The organism is Intestinibacillus massiliensis, assembly GCF_900155735.1.
Lineage (GTDB): Bacteria > Bacillota > Clostridia > Oscillospirales > Butyricicoccaceae > Intestinibacillus > Intestinibacillus massiliensis.
In genome coordinates this window covers 99,314-116,075 of sequence record NZ_LT707060.1, presented here as the reverse complement: position 1 = coordinate 116,075, position 16,762 = coordinate 99,314, and the positions used below count along the sequence as shown (strand labels likewise).

Below are 16,762 nucleotides of genomic sequence, written 5' to 3'. Positions count from 1 at the left end.
AAAAAAGCCCCGTTCCATTATTGGAACGGGGCTTTTGCCGTCCGGTACCACGCACAACGCGCGGGCGGCTCCCGGCCTTTAGCCTTCGCTTGCGGGGAAATCGACGGGCAGCGGCGCGGGGCGCTCAAACGTGGTCTCCGGGGTGCAGAACACCTTCCCGTGCGCCGAACGGAGGATGCACTCCATCACCTCGAGCGAATGCAGCGCCATGTCGCCGGACGCACGCGCCGTGCGGCCGTCGCGGATGGCGTACACCATGTCCACCAGGCCGATGCCGCGCGGGTTCTCCTCATGGCTGACCGAATTGAAGGGGTGGGCGTTCGGCGCGACCGTCCACGGCACGTCGACATACTGCGGCGAGCGCGCCGGGTCCTGCCAGCGGTACTGCTTCGCGGCGCGCACCAGCGTGTCCCCGCCAAAGAGGTTCGGGCCGGAGATCGGATCCTTCTCGTCCACCAGGATCGTGCCCTCCGAGCCGTACAGCTCCAGGCGCGGCAGCTCAGAATCCCATACGTCGAAGCTGCACGTCAGCGACACGACGGCGCCGCAGGCAAACCCCAGCGTTGCCACGATATGCGTATCCACGTCGACCGGCAGCACCTGGCCTTCGCACGGGCCGGACGGGACGACGCGCGTGTCCCCCGCCTTGGTCGCCATCGCGCACACGCTGCTTACCGGGCCGAGCAGGGACAGCAGCGCGGTCATATAATACGGCCCCATATCGTAAAGCGGGCCCGCGCCGGGCTGATAGAAGAACGCGGGCGCGGGATGGTGGAACTCATGCCCGTGGCTGACGAAGTACGCGCCGCCGCCCGTGACGCGGCCGATCTTGCCGCTGTCCAGCATCTCGCGGATGTTCTGCAGGCGGCCGCCCAGGAAGGTGTCGGGCGCGCAGCCGATATACAGCCCCTTTTCGCGCGCCAGCTCGACGAGCTGGCGGCCTTCCGCATAGGTCGTGGCGAGCGGCTTCTCCGTATAGACGTGCTTCCCGGCCTGGAGCGCCGCGAGGTTGTACTCAAAATGCGCCTGCGGCGTGGTCAGGTTGAGGACCAGGTCGATATCCGGGTCGGCGATCAGTTCCGCGCCTGAGGCGTACGCCTTCGGGATCCCGTGCTGCGCGGCCTTGCGCTGCGCCTTCTCCAGGCCGCGGGACGCGCAGGCGACCACCTCGACCACATCGTATTTCTTTAAATTGTTCAGATAGACGTCGCTGATATCACCGATACCGATTACGCCCACACGTACCTTTGCCATGTTCCATACCTCCTGTTTTGTGATACGTCACGCAGGGCTGTTTGAAGGCCTGCCCCGCGCTGCTATTGTATACAGTATACAGGATTTCCCGGCCGCTGTCATTTAAAAAACCCGCTGCAACGTTAAAAAATTGCAGCGGGTTTTCTTACTTATTCACAACGACCAGGTGCGGGTATGCGATATCGATGCCCGCGCGGTCATACGCGCCCTTGACGCTTTGCAGCAGGTCGCTCTTCATGACCGCGGCCGTGCCGTTGTCCCGCGCCCACAGCCAGGCGCGCAGCACCACCGCCGAGTCCGCCAGCTCGACCACGCGCACCACCACCGGCGGCGCGCCGTTCATGCGGTCGTCCACCGTGCGGTAATCGAAGAAGGACGGGTGCTTTTCGATCTCGGCGGACAGCAGGTCCTTCGCCCGCTCGATGTCCGATTCATAGGTGATGCCGATATCGAGGAATACGCACACCTTGCTGTCCGCGTAGTCGGCGTTCTCAATGATCGCGCTGTTCATCTTGCTGTTCGGCACGATGACGCGCTTGTTTTCCCAGGTGCGGATGGTCGTATGGTGCACCGTGATCTCCTCCACGACGCCCGAAATGTCGTTATCGACATAGCGCACGACGTCGCCCAGCGTAAAGGGCTTAAACACGAGGATCATGATGCCGCTCACCATACTGCCGAGCGCCTCCTGCGAGGCAAGGCCGGCCACGACCGTAATGATGCCGCCGGCGGCAAGCAGCTTGTTCAGGATATCCTGCACCGCGCCGATGGTCGAGGACAGCACGCCCAGCACGCTGACCGCGCCGCAAATATAGATGACGCCCATCAGCAGGTGGCCGCAGAAGCCGATGAGCGCCGCGCTCGTGTTCCCCTGCGCCCGCAGCCGCTTTTCCAGCCGCCGCAGGAAATGCGCCGCGATATTGCGGATCAGCACCATCAGCAGCACGACAAGCAGCACGGACAGCACGATCTGCACCAGATGGCCGAGGTCGGTCGTAAAGAACTCCCGGAGCTGCTGCCGCACCCCCTCGGGCGCGACGTCCGTCACGGCTTCCACGACTTTGTCCGGCACTTGACTTTCCATAAGCCCTCCTTTCCGGCAAAAGGCAGGCCTCCCGGCGATACCCCTCCCCGGAAGGCCTGCCGTATACATGGTTTGACAGCACGCGGAAGGGCTTAGTAGGCCACGCCCCAGACGATCATATGCTTCGCGGGCTTGCCGCAGACCGGGCAGGTATCGCCCAGGTTTTCCTGCGCGAGCGGCATGCAACGGGAGGACATGCCCGCCTCTTCCTTGACCTTTTCCTCGCAGGCCAGCCCGCCGCACCACATCGTCTTGACAAAACCGGTATGTTCGGCGGCGACCTGCTTCATCTCCTCGAGGGAGTGCGCCGTATAGGTGTGCTCCTCGCGGTTTTTGAGCGCCTTGTCGAACAGCGCCTGCTGCAGGTCTTCCAGCAGCTTCGGGATGACGGTTTCCAGTTCCTCGAACTTTACGACCGTCTTTTCGCGGTTGTCGCGGCGCACCAGCACGCACTGGCCGTTTTCGATGTCGCGCGGGCCGACCTCCAGGCGGAGCGGCACGCCCTTCATCTCGTACTCGGCGAACTTCCAGCCCGGGCTGTTTTCGGACAGGTCGATCTTGGCGCGCACGCCCATCTTCTTGATGCTTTCATACAGCTCGGACGCCTTGTCGGTAACGCCCGGCTTGTGCGCCGCGACCGGGATGACCACGAGCTGCGTGGGCGCGATTTTCGGCGGCAGCACCAGGCCTTCGTTGTCGCCGTGCGTCATGATGATCGCGCCGATCAGGCGGGTGGACGCGCCCCAGGAGGTCTGGTGCATATACTGGAGCTGGTTGTTCTTATCCGCATACTGCATGTCGAACGCGCGCGCAAAGCCGTCGCCGAAATAGTGGCTCGTGCCGGACTGCAGCGCCTTGCCGTCGTGCATCATGGCCTCGATCGTATAGGTCTCGACCGCGCCCGCAAAGCGCTCCTTGTCGGTCTTGCGCCCCTTGAGCACCGGGATCGCGAGGTATTCCTCGCAGAAGGTCGCGTAGACGTTCAGCATACGCATGGTCTCTTCGCGCGCCTCGGCCTCGGTGGCGTGGACGGTGTGCCCCTCCTGCCACCAGAACTCGCGGCTGCGCAGGAACGGGCGGGTGGTCTTTTCCCAGCGCACGACCGAGCACCACTGGTTGTAGAGCTTCGGCAGGTCGCGCCAGGAGCGGACGACCTTGGCGTAATGCTCGCAGAACAGCGTCTCAGAGGTCGGGCGCACGCACAGGCGCTCCTCCAGCTTCTCCGAGCCGCCGTGGGTCACCCAGGCGACCTCGGGCGCAAAGCCCTCCACATGGTCCTTTTCCTTTTGCAGCAGGCTCTCCGGGATAAAAATCGGCATGGCCACGTTTTCGTGCCCGGTCTCCTTGAACATACGGTCGAGCGTGGACTGAATGTTCTCCCACAGCGCCTGCGCATAGGGGCGCAGGATGATGCAGCCCTTCACCGAGGAATAGTCCGCCATCTCGGCCTTTTTGACGATGTCGGTGTACCACTTGGCGAAATCCTCGTCCATGGACGTGATTTCGGACACCAGCTTTTTCTGTTCTGCCATCTGTCTGATTTCCTTTCACTTCTGCTTTCGTTGATTCATATCCTATAGGGAAACGATTTTTACTGCTTTTAAGGGGTTGTGCCTTTTATGAACGCTTTTGAAACCTTCTACGTCAAGCCTTCGGAAAACGAGCTGATCGAGACCGTGGTACATATCAAGCCCGACCCGCGCCCGGCGCTGCTTGGCTCGGTCGTGGGGGCGGAGGGCAAACCAGTGTCCTCCGCGCTCGTGGCGGTGTACCAGTCGGGCGGGGGCGGCTCGCCCGACGTGCCGGTCGGCTCGCTCTACACGGACGAGTTCGGCCAGTTTGCCTTCGGCCCCCTGGAACCCGGCAAGCTGTACATCGTCCGCGTGTACAAGAACAGCGGCCAGATGCGCACCCTGGAGCTGGCGGACTAGCCGCCCACCCCGGCGCCCAGCGCGTCCAGCCGCTTTTGCTCGGACGCGATCGCGTCGCGGTACTGGCCCGGATCCCAGGTGCCCGACGGCGGCAACACCCGGATTTTCCCGTTTTCCACCGCGTATTCCAGCACCCAGTTCCAATTCAGCGCCCGCACCTCGCCGCCCGCGGCGCGCGCCAGCTTATAGAGCGTCAGCCCATGCGCAGGCGTGTCCCGGAGCAGCAGCTCTTCCGTGCCGTCCGCCCGGATACGGGCAACCTCGTCCGCCGCCGGGTTATAGGCCATGCCGGTTTTGGCGGGGTACTCCACGCGCTTGCCCGGCTCGTGCGTCAGGATGACATGGCTGCCGTCCGACGGGTCAAAGCCGTAATCAATCGTGGCGCGCGCCGTAATCTGCCGCAGGCGGCCGTCCTGTAGCTTATACAGCCCGGCGTCGCCCCAGAGATAAACGCTGTTATGGCGCAGCAGCTGCGGCGCATAGACCTCGCGTATGCCGGCGTCCTGCCCTTCCAGCAGGACATAGTCGTTCGGTACCGTGTAGGTATCCAGCGTTTCGCCGGTCGAAGCGTCGCGGCAGCGCAGGACGGTTTCCTCGGCCGAGGCCGCCTGCGTGATGACGCGGTCCCCCAGCACGGCGTAGACCCGCTCGCCCGGCGACGCTTCCAGCGTGCGCACGCCCGCCGCATCGGCCAAAAGGATGCCGTTGTCCGTCCAGACCAGCACGCAGCCGTCGCCGCGGAAATAGTTCTGATCCTTTTGCGGGTAGTATACGGAATACGCATCGTAGGTGCGCTGCACGGCCTTGCCGGCCACTTCGAGCAGCTTGCCGTCGCCCGTCAGCAGGTAGTCCGTCTGCCCGACCGCGCCGGCCGGGTAGACATAGGCGTACCGGTCTTCCAGCGGCTCGATGCGGTACAGCTCCGTCGCGTTGAGCGTCTGCGGGTCGAGGGCGTAGAGCGGCGATGGCGCGTCCCCGTCGTCCCGGCTAACCGCGTAAACATTGTTGCAGGCGTTGCCCTCGTCATAGGCGATGTCAAGCGCGGGCAGCGCGTCGTTCCGCGCGACGACGACGTCCGCGATGCGGCAGGCCGGGCGCCAGTCGCCGTAGGGGTCATCGGGGTCCTGCGCCAGCCCGTAGACGCGCGGCAGCACATCCCAGGCCGCGCCCTTCAGCCCCTCCGCGGTAAAGACGCCCTTGCCGATGAGGAACTGCGCCATGCTCATAGTGTTGCCGTTTTTCGTGTAGTACGCCGAGAGCGTGCGGGCGGACAGCAGCGCCGCGTCGCCGCGCGTGAAGCCCGCCTTGTCGCAAGCCGCCACCTCCTCCGGCTGCGCGATGTTGTACGCGTAGCTGTCGTCGCCGGTTGCAGCGCGGTTTAAAAAGATGCAGAACTGGTCGCATGTCACGGGTTGCGCCGCGCCGTAGCGCGTTTTGGACACGCCCTTCGTCAGCCCGGACTGGTACAGCCAGCCGACATATTTGTCCGCCCAGGCGGGGACGTCGGAAAACGGGTGCTTCCAGTCCCCGGCCAGCACCGTACCCTCCGCGCCCAGGTAGCGCACAAGCATGGCGGCCGCCTCGTCGCGCGTCATCGCGCGGCCGAGTTCAAAGCCCTGCTCCGTGCCGCGGAACAGGCCGAGCTCCTTGAGCATTTCGGCCTGCTCCTGCAAGCCGCCGGGATAACCCTCGTTTTGGATTGTCGCGGCCGCCGCAGGGGTCGCGCACAGGAGCAGCAGCGCGAGCGCCGCAATCAGTTTTTTCATGGGAAAGCCCTCCTTTAACATCGGGGCCGTCCAAAACCCTTCCGCGCCGGGGGCAGCGCCTTTGCCGGGCGGCGGGAGGTTGGGCGGCGAAGCCATACCCTTTAAACGGATGCCGCCGCCCAGTTTACTACAGCGTCTTACCGCGCCTTGCTCTTGACCTCGAAGGCCAGCTTTTCTATAAACGCAGCCAGCTCCATCACGGTCGTCTTACCGTCGCGGCGGTCGCGCACGGCCACCATGCCGCCCTCCTGCTCCTTATCGCCCAGGACAAGCATATACGGCACCTTTTCCAGCTGCGCCTGGCGGATTTTGTACCCGATCTTCTCGTTGCGCGCGTCCATCTCGACACGGAAGCCCGCGTCCTCAAGCTGCTCCTTCACCGCCGCGGCATACGCCTCGTTGCGCTCGGTCATGGTCAGCGTCTTGACCTGTACCGGCGCCAGCCAGGTCGGGAACGCGCCGGCGAAGTGCTCGGTCAGGATGCCGATGAAGCGCTCGATCGAGCCGAACACGACGCGGTGGATCATGACCGGGCGGTGCTTTTCGCCGTCCTCGCCCATATACTCCAGCTCAAAACGCTCTGGCATCTGGAAGTCGAGCTGGATCGTGCCGCACTGCCAGGTACGGCCGAGGCAGTCCTCGAGGTGGAAGTCGATCTTCGGGCCGTAGAACGCGCCGTCGCCCTCGTTGATTTCAAACGGCTTGCCCATCTCCTCGAGCGCGGCCTTGAGCGCGCCCGTCGCCATGTCCCAATCGGCCAGCTCGCCCATATGGTCTTCCGGCATGGTGGACAGCTCGATATGGTACGGGAAGCCGAACAGGCTGTATACCTCGTCGATCAGGCGGCATACGCCCTTGATCTCGTCCTTGATCTGGTCGCGCGTCATGAAGATGTGCGCGTCGTCCTGCGTGAAGCAGCGCACGCGCATCAGGCCGTGCAGCGCGCCGGACAGCTCGTGGCGGTGCACCAGGCCAAGCTCGCCGCAGCGGAGCGGCAGCTCGCGGTAGGAGTGCGGCTGGGACTTGTAGACCAGCATGCCGCCCGGGCAGTTCATCGGCTTGATTGCGAAATCCTCGTCGTCGATGACCGTGGTGTACATGTTGTTTTTATAGTGGCCCCAGTGGCCGGAGCGCTCCCACAGGGCGCGGTTGAGCATGATGGGGGTGGAAATCTCCTGGTAGCCCGCCTTGCGGTGGATTTCGCGCCAGTAGTCGATCAGCGTATTCTTGAGCACCATGCCCTTCGGCAGGAAGAACGGGAAGCCCGGGCCCTCGTCCATCAGGGCGAACAGGCCGAGTTCCTTGCCGAGCTTGCGGTGGTCGCGGCGCTTGGCCTCTTCCAGGCGCTGCAGGTAGGCGTCCAGTTCGTCCTTTTTCGGGAACGCGGTGCCGTAGATGCGCTGCAGCATCTTTTTGGACGAGTCGCCGCGCCAGTATGCGCCCGTGACGTTCATCAACTTGAGGCCGTTGCCCTTGACGCGGCCGGTCGAATCCAGGTGTGGGCCGGCGCACAGGTCGGTAAAATCGCCCTGCTTGTAGAACGAGATCACCTCGTCCTCGGGCAGGTCGCGGATCAGCTCGACCTTATACGGCTCCTCGCGCCCCTCCATATACGCAACGGCTTCCGCGCGCGGCAGCTCAAAGCGCTCGAGCGGCAGCTTTTCCTTGCAGATCTTCTTCATTTCGGCCTCGAGCGCGTCCAGGTGCTCCTGGGTAAAGGAGAACGGCGCGTCAAAGTCGTAATAGAAGCCGTTTTCGATCGACGGGCCGATCGCCAGCTTCACCTCGGGATACAGGCGCTTGACCGCCTGCGCCAGGATGTGGGATACCGTATGGCGGTAGGTGTCGCGGTATTCCTTGTTTTCAAACGTGTACTTGCTTTCTTCAGACATGGTTTTCCCTCCTGCTGTTTTTGATACGGGGTAAAAGAAAAGCCCTCACCCCTGTGTGTCCAGGGGTGAGAGCAAAAAATTGTTCCCACGGTTCCACCCTGCTTGCAAGCCCCGCCCCATAGGGCGGCGCCGCCGCTCGGAGCCCGTAACGTGGGCGACCCGTCGCGGGTTCCTCCTCCGGTACCGGAGGTTTTCCCCGCAAAGCTCAGGAACCGGTTGCATCTCCACCGCACCCGCGGCCGCTTCCAGCCACGGCGGCCGCTCTCTTGGGGCGCAGGATGCGGAAACGCGTTTTCCGTCATCGCTTTTGCATAATAAGTTTATGAATGTACCTATATTACACCTGATAGCCGCATTTGTCAACGGCAAAAAGCGCCAAAAACGCGCGTTTTAACGGGATTCCCTTATTCCTGCACCGCGCCGCCCGCCGCCTGGACGCGCGCCTTAAAGTCCGCGAGGAACGCCGCGCGCGCCGCCGCGTCCGCAAACGCGGTGAACGGCACGATCAGCGCCTCCATCTGTCCGGTGTAGATGTAAAAATGCGCGGCGTCCTCCACAACCTTCTGCACCTTGGCATAGTCGTACAGGCTGTCCTCGCCCGCGCCCTTGAGGCGGAAGCGGCCGTCCTCCAGCACCAGCGACTTCTGCCCGCAGGCGATGCTGCCGGACTGCTGGAGGGTCTTGCGCACGTTGTTTGTGACCTTTTTCGTGATGGTGCGCGGGATCATGAGGGCGTACAGCACCGCCGCGGCCACAAAAATCGCGATCAGCACGGGCGAATACGCGTTCAGCAGGTACCCGCAGATACCGCCCGCCGCCAGGATCAGTACCGCGCCCTGCAGCCGCGCCTTGAGGATATTGCGCTTCGACGTGCGGTTGTTGCGCATGTAATCCAGGTTGAAGGCGATATAGTCCTCTGCCGTGATGTCGTAGGTAATCTCCATTTGTCAAACTCCTTTGGGGCCGCGCACATGGGGCGGCGCCGGTTTTGCGGCGCGCTGCGCCGTTTGGCAACATGATACCATGCCGCGCGCAAAATAACAAGCCGGGATTTCCAAAGTGCCGTTTGAAATCCCCAAAGCGCCGTTTACCTTGGCCGCCAGCCTTGGTTTCGCCGTGCCCGGCGCACGGCGCGCGTCCCAGCGCCCTGTGGCACAAAAAAGCCCCCGTCCGCAAGGGACAGGGGCTTTCGCAGCAATGTAAACTTACTTCTTCAGGACAACTTCGCCGCCCAGGCCGGTGTGCGCGGTGATATACTCGCGGCCCATCTTGGCGTACTCGAACGGGTTGGCCTTTGCCGGGTCCTGCTCCGCTTCGACCATGATCCAGCCGGTGTAGCCAGCCTTATCCAGCAGGTCGAAAACCTTGTCGAACTCGACACAGCCGTCCGGGTCGCCCGGTACGGTGAACGCGCCTTCGCGGACGGCCTTCAGGAAGGACCAGTCCTCCGCCTTGACCTTGTCCACGATCGGCATACGCATATTCTTCAGATGTACATGGCCGACACGGTCTGCGAACTTCTCCAGCATAGCGACCGGATCCTCGCCCGCGAAGGTGAAGTGGCCGGTATCGAAGCACAGGAAAACGTACTTCGGGTCGGTGTTCTCCATCAGGCGGGTGGTCTCCTCAACGGTCTGGCAGACGGTGCCCATGTGATGGTGGAAGCAGGTACGGATGCCGTACTTCTCCATGGACAGCTTGCCCAGCTTGTTGAGGCCGTCGCAGAAGCGGGTCCACTCCTCGTCGGTCATCACGCGCTTGTCCTTGAGCACGCGCTTGTCCAGCATGCCCTGGATCGAGCCGGACTGCTCGGAAACGTTGATCGCGGTCGCGCCGACATAGGAGAGGTATTCAAGCTCCTTGATAAACTCCGCCTCGGTCTCCTCATACGGCTTGTCAACCAGGAAGGAGGAGAACCACTTGGACGCGATCGTCAGGTTGCGCGCGTCGAGCATGTGCTTCAGGACCTTCTTGTCCTCCGGGTATTTGTGGCCGACTTCGCAGCCGTCAAAACCGGCAAGCTTCATCTCGGAAATGCACTGCTGGAACGTATTTTCATCGCCCAGGTCCCACATATCGTCATTCGACCAGCCGATCGGGCAAATACCCAGGCGTACCTTCTTTGGATCTAACATAATGTTTACCTCCATATACTTCTCTACTTTTTTCATAGCAGGCGAAACCGGGCGCAACGCCCGTCCTGTCTATCTATTATTGTATAAGAGAGCGGAGGTAAAGTCAAACGGAATTTGTAATTTTTCACAAGCAAAAGCAGGTCGCGGCGGGTTTTGCCGGTTAAATTGTATACATTTTCACGCTTTCACGCAATGCTGCCGTAAAGCCCCGCGCAGGAGCGCTTAAATCCGTGCAACGCCCGAATCGCGCGCCGCCTGTGCGACCGCCTGTGCGACCGCCTCGGTCACGCGCCCGTCGAACGCCAGCGGCATAATGTGTTCCGCGTCCAGCTCCGCGTCCGTCACCACTTCCGCGATCGCCCTGGCCGCGGCAAGCTTCATCTCCTCATTGATATCGCTTGCGCGCACGTCGAGCGCGCCGCGGAAGATGCCCGGGAACGCCAGCACGTTGTTGATCTGGTTCGGATAGTCGGAGCGGCCGGTACCGACGACCGCCGCGCCGCCCTTTTTAGCGTCTTCCGGCCAGATTTCGGGCACGGGGTTCGCCATGGCAAAGACCATCGGGTCGGGCGCCATCGTCGCGACCATGTCCGCCGTCAGCACCTGTGGGCCGGACATGCCGAAAAATACGTCCGCGCCCTTGACCGCGTCGGCCAGCGTGCCCGTCATATGGCCGCGGTTCGTGACCTTTGCCATCTCGGCCTGCGCCGGGTTCAGGCGCCCGTCGCCCTCGCACACGATGCCGAAACGCTCGCACATCACGATGTCCTTGACGCCGAGGAACATCAGGAACTTTGTCACGGCGATGGCGGCCGCGCCGCAGCCGTTGACCACCATCTTAATCCCCTCGACCTTGCGGCCGGTCAGGCGGCAGGCGTTCAGCAGCGCCGCGCCGCAGCATACCGCGGTGCCGTGCTGGTCGTCATGGAACACTGGGATATCGCAGGCCTCCTTGAGCTTGCGCTCGATCTCAAAGCAGCGCGGCGCGGCGATATCCTCCAGGTTAATGCCGCCGAACGAGCCGGAAATCAGCTGCACCGTCCGCACGATCTCATCCACATCCTTGGATTTGACGCAAAGCGGGAACGCATCCACATCCGCGAACGCCTTGAACAGCGCGCACTTGCCTTCCATGACCGGCATACCGGCTTCCGGGCCGATATCGCCCAGGCCGAGCACCGCGGTACCGTCCGTAATGACCGCGACGAGGTTGTGGCGGCGGGTATATTTATAGCTGTCGTCGATATTATCGCGGATTTTCAGGCAAGGCTCTGCCACGCCGGGGGTATAGGCGACCGAGAGGTCCTCCTTGGTCTTGACCTCGCATCGCGCGACGACCTCGATCTTGCCGCCCCACTGTTCGTGCGCCAGAAGCGCCTTTTCCTTTGCGTCCATTTTCGATATCCTCCAATTTGCACATATTCTTCTAATAATATTGTACACGACAAGCAAGGGGTTGCAAAGGGGGGATTTTACACAAAAAACCGGATGCGGCAGGAATTTATGCGTTCCGATGCGCGGGACGGGGTTTTGCGGCTGCGCGCCGTAAGGGGCGTGCAGCCCGCGTAGGAATATTCGCGCCACGGGCGCGGGACGGGGATATGCGCTCCCGCGCAGGGGCCAAAGGGACATGGGGGAACCCATGGTTCCCCCATGTCCCTCTGGACACCCCTCCCCCTCCTTTGGCGCGCTACCCGTCGGACAGGCTGCGCCTGTCCTCCTAAGACGCGCGCCGCGGGGGCGTAGCTGCTTCTGCAATCACGCAACGCCGCGTGCCGTTTTAAGAAGGGGGCTGTTTTGGGGGACGGCTTCCTGCCGATTTGACTGTGATGCCCCGCGCCGCCGTGCTGCTGTGCGCTTGGGGTTCGCGCCCTGGGGCACATCCCACTTTATACCCTGCACGCAGTGCCGGACGGGCGGGCTGCACCGTCAAGTTACCCTGCAACCCGCATCCCCGTTTACATGCATCACCCTCTAATCTCTGGTTCGCGGAAGGGGCGGCGCGCCGCACGCAAAGGAACGCCCCCGCCCGCCGTTTGGCGGTCAAAATGCGGGCAGCATTTTGAGCCGCCGCCGGCGGAAGGGAAAGGGTGGGGATTCCAAAGGGATCCGGGAAAACCGCAGGTTTGCCCATACCCCTTTGGCGCCTGCGGCGCGCAGCCGCAAACCCCGTCCCGCGCCCGCGGCGCGTTTGGCAAAACAAGCTTCACTTGTTAATTTTCCGGTTCGTCCGCCTCGTAAGACCAATAAAACCTCGTTTCATCGTCCACATCCCGCAAATGATAATTGTCGACCCTTCGCGCCGCCCGCCAGCCGCCTTTAAACGCTGCCCGCACAATCTGGAATAACGCTTCCTCCGCCCGGTCATATTCTTCCTGCCCCATAATTTCTTCAAACGCTTTTTCAAAATCCATAAAAACACCTCGTTTGACATTTAGTAAATGTCAATATTTACATCAGTATAACATATACTTTCTGTATTGACAATCTCTAAATGTCAATTTGGAGGGATGGAATATGTATAAGAACCGGAGTGCCGAAGGCCGTGCGAACATTTGCGGATACAATATCATGCGCCTTCGGAAAGAGCAGGAAGGCAAGCTGTCCCAGCGGGCTTTGGCCGACAAACTGCAGCTTGTGGGCATTGACTTGGATAAGAATGCGATTCAGCGCATTGAAAGCGGGCTACGGTTCGTTACCGATATTGAGCTGCGTGCATTCGCGGCCGTTTTTGGTGTGACTGCCGACGCGCTACTCGAATCGCCTGAAATGCAATAAAAAAGGGGACGCTTTCGCGTCCCCTTTTTTCATCCGGGCGTAATGTTAATTACTTGCGGGAAATAGCCTTCTTCGCAGCGGCTACGATATCCTCAGCGGTCAGGTTGAAGATCTTGCACAGGTCGGCTTCCGGGCCAACCTCGCCGAAGCGGTTCTGGATACCGACCATCTCCATCGGGACAGGGCCGTTCTTAACCAGGACGTTCGCAATCGCGGAGCCCAGGCCGGTCTCGACCTGATGGTTCTCAGCGGAAACGATGCAGCCGGTCTCCTTGGCGGAAGCCATGATCAGCTCCTCGTCGATCGGCTTCCAGGTGTGCATGTCGATAACCTTGGCGGAAATGCCCTCAGCCGCCAGCAGTTCCTGTGCGGCAAGCGCCTTGTCGACCATGATGCCGGAGGAAATGATGGTGACGTCCTTGCCTTCCTTCAGGGTTACGCCCTTGCCGATCTCGAAATCGGAGCCGTCGCCGTAAATGGTCTTGTGACCCTTACGGATGAGGCGCATGTAGGAGATCTGGTCGTAATCCTTCGCCAGGCGCTTGGTCAGCGCGTAGGTCTGGGTATAGTCGCAGGAATCGATGACGACGCAGTTCGGGATGTTCATGTACAGGCCGCAATCCTCGAACGGCATGTGGGTCGCGCCGTTGACCGCAGCGGTTACGCCGGGGTCGGAGCCGATGACCTTGACGTTCAGCTTGGAGTAGCCGCAGGACAGGAAAGCCTGGTCAAAGGCACGGCGGGAAGCGAAGCAGCCGAAGGAGTGGATAAACGCCTTCTTGCCGGTCGCAGCCAGGCCGGCCGCTACGCCCATTGCGTTCTGCTCGGCGATGCCGGCGTTGAACGTCTGCTCCGGGAACGCCTTGAGCAGCTTGGTGGTATTGATGCAGTTCATCAGGTCGCAGTCGACATGGACGACGGACTTGTCTTCCTGCATCAGCTCGAGCATCGCGTTGACGTAACCGTCACGGTTTGCGCGAGGGTCGTTTTCGTGTTTTCCAATCAGAGTAAAGCTCATTATTCCGTACCTCCCTTACTTCGCGGCCTTGATTTCGGCCATCTGCTTCTCAGCGTACGCAAAAGCCTCATCCCACTGCTCTGCAGTCGGCTCGGAGCTGTGCGCGCCGGAAGACTCAGCGAAGGTAGCGCCCTTGCCCTTGACGGTGTCGAGGACGATAGCGGTGGGCTTGCCGGTTACGGTATAAGCCTCTGCGATTGCGTCATAGATCTTCTCTACGTCGTTGCCGTCCGTGACGTGGATGACATGCCAGCCGAACGCGTCGAACTTGGCGGCCAGGCCCTTTGCATGGCCCATAACGTCGGCAACCGCGCCGTCGAGCTGGCGGCCGTTGTTGTCGACCAGGCAGATCAGGTGGTCCAGCTTGTAGTGGGCGGCAAACTCCGCTGCCTCCCAAATCTGGCCTTCATCCGCTTCGCCGTCGCCGATGGCTACGAATACGTGGCTGTCACGGCCGTCGACCTTGTTGCCGAGCGCCGCGCCGACTGCCTCGGACATGCCCTGGCCCAGGGAGCCCGTGGTCAGGTCAACGCCGATGGTCTTGGTGCGGTCGGTGTGGGACGGGAAGTTGGTGCCCGGGCGGTTGAGGGTGTACGCCTCTTCTACCGGGTAGAAGCCCATCAGGCCGAGGGTCGCGTAAGCGACCGGGCCCGCGTGGCCCTTGGACAGGATGAACCAGTCACGGTCCTCCCAGCGGGGGTTCTTGGGGTCGATCTTCATGTACGCGCCGTAGACAACCGCCATCGCGTCCGCCATACCCATGGCGCCGCCGACATGGCCCTTGCCCAGGGAATGGATGATCTTCAGCGTCTCCATTCTGATTTCCTGCGCGAATACACGCAGTTCCTGCATTTTCTCTGCTTTCTGCATGAAATACACCTGCCTATTCCTAAATTTTCATTGCAAACCATAAGTCCGTACCGCGGCGCCTCTTTATACGCCGTAGCACTGCTTAGATATTATCATTTTTTTTGCATAATTTCAATGCTCTCCGCCTATTTTGTCCGGAAAATCTTTGCCTGATTTTACCGACATTATATGCTCCCTTCCATATTTCTGTAAGAAATCCTTGAATTCCGGGTTTTTGTTGGTTGATTTTTCAGTAAATTCTGATAAACTTAGAAGTATACGAAATCGATAAGGAAAATGAGAGGGGCCTAGCGCCCCTCTTTCCGACATAATACTGATTCGAGGTGTCAGGGTTTTGAAAATTAGCAGGCTCAATTCCATCGAACAATATGTAATATCCAAGGAGACCGCCACGATCGACGAGCTTTGCGAGGTCTTCGGCGTATCCAAAAACACCATCCGCCGCGACCTGAACGAGCTCGAGGCCCGCGGCCACATCGCGAAAGTGTACGGCGGCGTGACGGCGATCGCCTCCGCGGGCGCGGTGCCCATGCCGGTGCGCTCCGGGCTGCACCCGGCCGACAAGACCCTGATCGGCCGCCTGGCCGCCGAAGAGGTCGCCGACGGCGACACCATCTTCCTCGATTCCGGCTCCACCACGGTGTGCATGCTCAAATTCCTGGCCGCCAAAAAACGCATTACGATCGTGACGCATTCGCTCGGCGCGCTCGCGGAAGCCTCGAAATACGAGAACCTGAGCGTCATCTCGCTCGGCGGCATTTACTCGCGGCCGACCGATTCCTTCGTCGGCCTGTCCACCTTCGAGGCGCTGTCCACAATGAAGATCAACAAGGCCTTTATGGCGGCGACCGGCGTTTCCATCGAAAACGGCATGATGAACACGACCTTCCTCGAGTCCGAGATCAAGCGGGGCGTCGTGCAGCGCGCGGCGCACATCTTCCTGATGGCGGACGGCTCCAAGCTTGACCGGGACGCGGTCATCACCTTCTGCCGCCTCGAGGAGCTGACCGGCTTTGTCACCGACCGCCGCCCGCCCGAGCAGTACATGAAATTTTTCGCCGCGAGCGGCGTGCGCGTGCGCTACGAATAGGCGCGCAAAAACCGCGCCGCCCGCGCCGCGTCCCTTGCAGCCGCGGGCTCTGTGTGGTACAATATAGGAAATATTTGAATCCCCGAGATTTCAAATACTAGGAGGTATGCTGAAGATGTATATTGATAAGGAAGTAAAGCGCGGGTATAACGAGTATATCCGGCTGGACGAGGGCATCGGCAAGGACGCCATGATGGACGTCGGCCTGCTCGTCATGGAGGACGGCGACACCTGGACGTGTGAAGAGGCGGAAAAGGAAGTCGCAGTGCTCGTATTTGACGGCAAGTGCACGGTCAAGTGGGACGGCGAGTCCTATGACGTCGACCGCCCGAACCCGTTTGACTACAACCCGTCCTGCCTGCACGTCTGCAAGGGCACCAAGGTCGAGGTCGTCGCGCACGGCCCCTGCAACATCTATGTGCAGAAGACCCTGAATGAAAAAACCTTCCCGAACAAGATGTACAAGCCCGAAGACACCGATACCTGGGCGCGCGGCAACAAGGGCGAGCTGATGGGCTGCATCAAGCGCGACGTGCGCACCTGCTTCGACCTGGACAACGCGCCGTACTCCAACATGGTGCTGGGCGAGGTCGTCAACCTGCCGGGCAAGTGGTCCTCCTACCCGCCGCACCACCACCCGCAGCCGGAGTGCTACTTCTACCGCTTTGACAAGCCGATGGGCTTCGGCGCAGGCTGGGCGAACGGCGAAATCTATGAGACCCACCATAACGGCCTTGCGATCATCACGGACAAGATGCACTCCCAGGTCACCGCGCCGGGCTACTCCTGCTGCTATGCATGGGGCATCCGCCACCTGCCGGGCGACCCGTGGGACAAGACCCGCATCGACGACGAGGAGCACCTGTGGCTGCTCGAGGACGACGCGAACGACCATATCTGGCACTGCCCGACCGGCAACTAAGGCGATATGCCTGCCGGCGGCG

At 61.4% G+C, this 16,762-nt stretch carries 15 protein-coding genes; 4 read left to right on the top strand and 11 right to left on the bottom strand.

Features of this window, described 5'->3' with window-relative positions; translation table 11 throughout:
- Nucleotides 1-78: 78 nt before the first annotated feature.
- The 3 genes from CZ203_RS11960 to proS form a co-directional block, all read right to left on the bottom strand.
- Nucleotides 79-1,254 carry a Gfo/Idh/MocA family protein gene (locus tag CZ203_RS11960; protein WP_087066346.1) on the bottom strand — a complete coding sequence of 392 codons (1,176 nt, stop codon included), beginning with the start codon at nucleotides 1,252-1,254 and terminating at the stop codon, nucleotides 79-81.
- 145 nt (nucleotides 1,255-1,399) lie between these two features.
- Nucleotides 1,400-2,338, bottom strand: coding sequence for a mechanosensitive ion channel family protein (locus tag CZ203_RS11955; protein WP_159456506.1), 939 nt, complete (start codon nucleotides 2,336-2,338; stop codon nucleotides 1,400-1,402).
- A gap of 92 nt (nucleotides 2,339-2,430) precedes the next feature.
- The gene (gene proS / locus CZ203_RS11950) at nucleotides 2,431-3,870 is read right to left on the bottom strand and encodes a proline--tRNA ligase (RefSeq protein WP_087066344.1); all 1,440 of its coding nucleotides are present in this window, start codon (nucleotides 3,868-3,870) and stop codon (nucleotides 2,431-2,433) included.
- 87 nt (nucleotides 3,871-3,957) lie between these two features.
- Here proS and CZ203_RS11945 point away from each other — a divergent pair, with 87 nt between their 5' ends.
- Complete coding sequence (locus CZ203_RS11945; RefSeq protein WP_087066343.1) at nucleotides 3,958-4,269, top strand: carboxypeptidase-like regulatory domain-containing protein; 312 nt, start codon at nucleotides 3,958-3,960, stop codon at nucleotides 4,267-4,269.
- Here the strand turns inward: CZ203_RS11945 and CZ203_RS11940 are convergent.
- The 6 genes from CZ203_RS11940 to CZ203_RS11915 form a co-directional block, all read right to left on the bottom strand.
- Complete coding sequence (locus CZ203_RS11940) at nucleotides 4,266-6,035, bottom strand: S-layer homology domain-containing protein (RefSeq protein WP_159456505.1); 1,770 nt, start codon at nucleotides 6,033-6,035, stop codon at nucleotides 4,266-4,268. The two genes, CZ203_RS11945 and CZ203_RS11940, sit on opposite strands and share 4 nt — an antisense overlap.
- 137 nt (nucleotides 6,036-6,172) lie before the next feature.
- Complete coding sequence (thrS, locus tag CZ203_RS11935; RefSeq protein ID WP_087066341.1) at nucleotides 6,173-7,927, bottom strand: threonine--tRNA ligase; 1,755 nt, start codon at nucleotides 7,925-7,927, stop codon at nucleotides 6,173-6,175.
- A gap of 404 nt (nucleotides 7,928-8,331) precedes the next feature.
- Nucleotides 8,332-8,871, bottom strand: a complete 540-nt coding sequence (locus CZ203_RS11930; protein WP_087066340.1) for a YcxB family protein — start codon at nucleotides 8,869-8,871, stop codon at nucleotides 8,332-8,334.
- A gap of 261 nt (nucleotides 8,872-9,132) precedes the next feature.
- The gene (gene iolE, locus CZ203_RS11925; RefSeq protein WP_087066798.1) at nucleotides 9,133-10,062 is read right to left on the bottom strand and encodes a myo-inosose-2 dehydratase; all 930 of its coding nucleotides are present in this window, start codon (nucleotides 10,060-10,062) and stop codon (nucleotides 9,133-9,135) included.
- Between the two features lie 222 nt (nucleotides 10,063-10,284).
- On the bottom strand, nucleotides 10,285-11,457 hold the full coding sequence (locus CZ203_RS11920; RefSeq protein WP_087066339.1) for an NAD(P)-dependent malic enzyme: 1,173 nt from the start codon (nucleotides 11,455-11,457) through the stop codon (nucleotides 10,285-10,287).
- An 818-nt stretch (nucleotides 11,458-12,275) separates the two neighbouring features.
- Nucleotides 12,276-12,476, bottom strand: a complete 201-nt coding sequence (locus tag CZ203_RS11915; protein WP_087066338.1) for a hypothetical protein — start codon at nucleotides 12,474-12,476, stop codon at nucleotides 12,276-12,278.
- Nucleotides 12,477-12,579: 103 nt separating this feature from the next.
- On the opposite strand from CZ203_RS11915, the gene CZ203_RS11910 reads away from it, so the two are divergent.
- Complete coding sequence (locus CZ203_RS11910; RefSeq protein WP_087066337.1) at nucleotides 12,580-12,840, top strand: helix-turn-helix domain-containing protein; 261 nt, start codon at nucleotides 12,580-12,582, stop codon at nucleotides 12,838-12,840.
- A 49-nt stretch (nucleotides 12,841-12,889) separates the two neighbouring features.
- Here CZ203_RS11910 and CZ203_RS11905 read toward each other — a convergent pair whose 3' ends face one another.
- Nucleotides 12,890-13,858, bottom strand: coding sequence for a transketolase family protein (locus tag CZ203_RS11905; RefSeq protein ID WP_087066336.1), 969 nt, complete (start codon nucleotides 13,856-13,858; stop codon nucleotides 12,890-12,892).
- 15 nt (nucleotides 13,859-13,873) lie between these two features.
- Nucleotides 13,874-14,728: a transketolase gene (locus tag CZ203_RS11900; RefSeq protein WP_087066796.1), complete on the bottom strand. Its 855-nt coding sequence runs from the start codon at nucleotides 14,726-14,728 to the stop codon at nucleotides 13,874-13,876.
- Between the two features lie 334 nt (nucleotides 14,729-15,062).
- Between CZ203_RS11900 and CZ203_RS11895 the strand changes: the two genes are divergently transcribed.
- Both CZ203_RS11895 and CZ203_RS11890 read left to right on the top strand, forming a co-directional pair.
- The gene (locus CZ203_RS11895) at nucleotides 15,063-15,818 is read left to right on the top strand and encodes a DeoR/GlpR family DNA-binding transcription regulator (RefSeq protein WP_087066335.1); all 756 of its coding nucleotides are present in this window, start codon (nucleotides 15,063-15,065) and stop codon (nucleotides 15,816-15,818) included.
- A 115-nt stretch (nucleotides 15,819-15,933) separates the two neighbouring features.
- On the top strand, nucleotides 15,934-16,740 hold the full coding sequence (locus CZ203_RS11890) for a 5-deoxy-glucuronate isomerase (RefSeq protein WP_087066334.1): 807 nt from the start codon (nucleotides 15,934-15,936) through the stop codon (nucleotides 16,738-16,740).
- Nucleotides 16,741-16,762: the final 22 nt, after the last annotated feature.

What these genes read in the sequence shown, in the direction of transcription:
- CZ203_RS11960 (WP_087066346.1), bottom strand. Translation starts at nt 1,254, where the DNA reads ATGGCAAAGGTACGTGTGGGCGTAATCGGTATCGGTGATATCAGCGAC.
- CZ203_RS11955 (WP_159456506.1), bottom strand. Translation starts at nt 2,338, where the DNA reads ATGGAAAGTCAAGTGCCGGACAAAGTCGTGGAAGCCGTGACGGACGTC.
- proS (WP_087066344.1), bottom strand. Translation starts at nt 3,870, where the DNA reads ATGGCAGAACAGAAAAAGCTGGTGTCCGAAATCACGTCCATGGACGAG.
- CZ203_RS11945 (WP_087066343.1), top strand. Translation starts at nt 3,958, where the DNA reads ATGAACGCTTTTGAAACCTTCTACGTCAAGCCTTCGGAAAACGAGCTG.
- CZ203_RS11940 (WP_159456505.1), bottom strand. Translation starts at nt 6,035, where the DNA reads ATGAAAAAACTGATTGCGGCGCTCGCGCTGCTGCTCCTGTGCGCGACC.
- thrS (WP_087066341.1), bottom strand. Translation starts at nt 7,927, where the DNA reads ATGTCTGAAGAAAGCAAGTACACGTTTGAAAACAAGGAATACCGCGAC.
- CZ203_RS11930 (WP_087066340.1), bottom strand. Translation starts at nt 8,871, where the DNA reads ATGGAGATTACCTACGACATCACGGCAGAGGACTATATCGCCTTCAAC.
- iolE (WP_087066798.1), bottom strand. Translation starts at nt 10,062, where the DNA reads ATGTTAGATCCAAAGAAGGTACGCCTGGGTATTTGCCCGATCGGCTGG.
- CZ203_RS11920 (WP_087066339.1), bottom strand. Translation starts at nt 11,457, where the DNA reads ATGGACGCAAAGGAAAAGGCGCTTCTGGCGCACGAACAGTGGGGCGGC.
- CZ203_RS11915 (WP_087066338.1), bottom strand. Translation starts at nt 12,476, where the DNA reads ATGGATTTTGAAAAAGCGTTTGAAGAAATTATGGGGCAGGAAGAATAT.
- CZ203_RS11910 (WP_087066337.1), top strand. Translation starts at nt 12,580, where the DNA reads ATGTATAAGAACCGGAGTGCCGAAGGCCGTGCGAACATTTGCGGATAC.
- CZ203_RS11905 (WP_087066336.1), bottom strand. Translation starts at nt 13,858, where the DNA reads ATGAGCTTTACTCTGATTGGAAAACACGAAAACGACCCTCGCGCAAAC.
- CZ203_RS11900 (WP_087066796.1), bottom strand. Translation starts at nt 14,728, where the DNA reads ATGCAGAAAGCAGAGAAAATGCAGGAACTGCGTGTATTCGCGCAGGAA.
- CZ203_RS11890 (WP_087066334.1), top strand. Translation starts at nt 15,934, where the DNA reads ATGTATATTGATAAGGAAGTAAAGCGCGGGTATAACGAGTATATCCGG.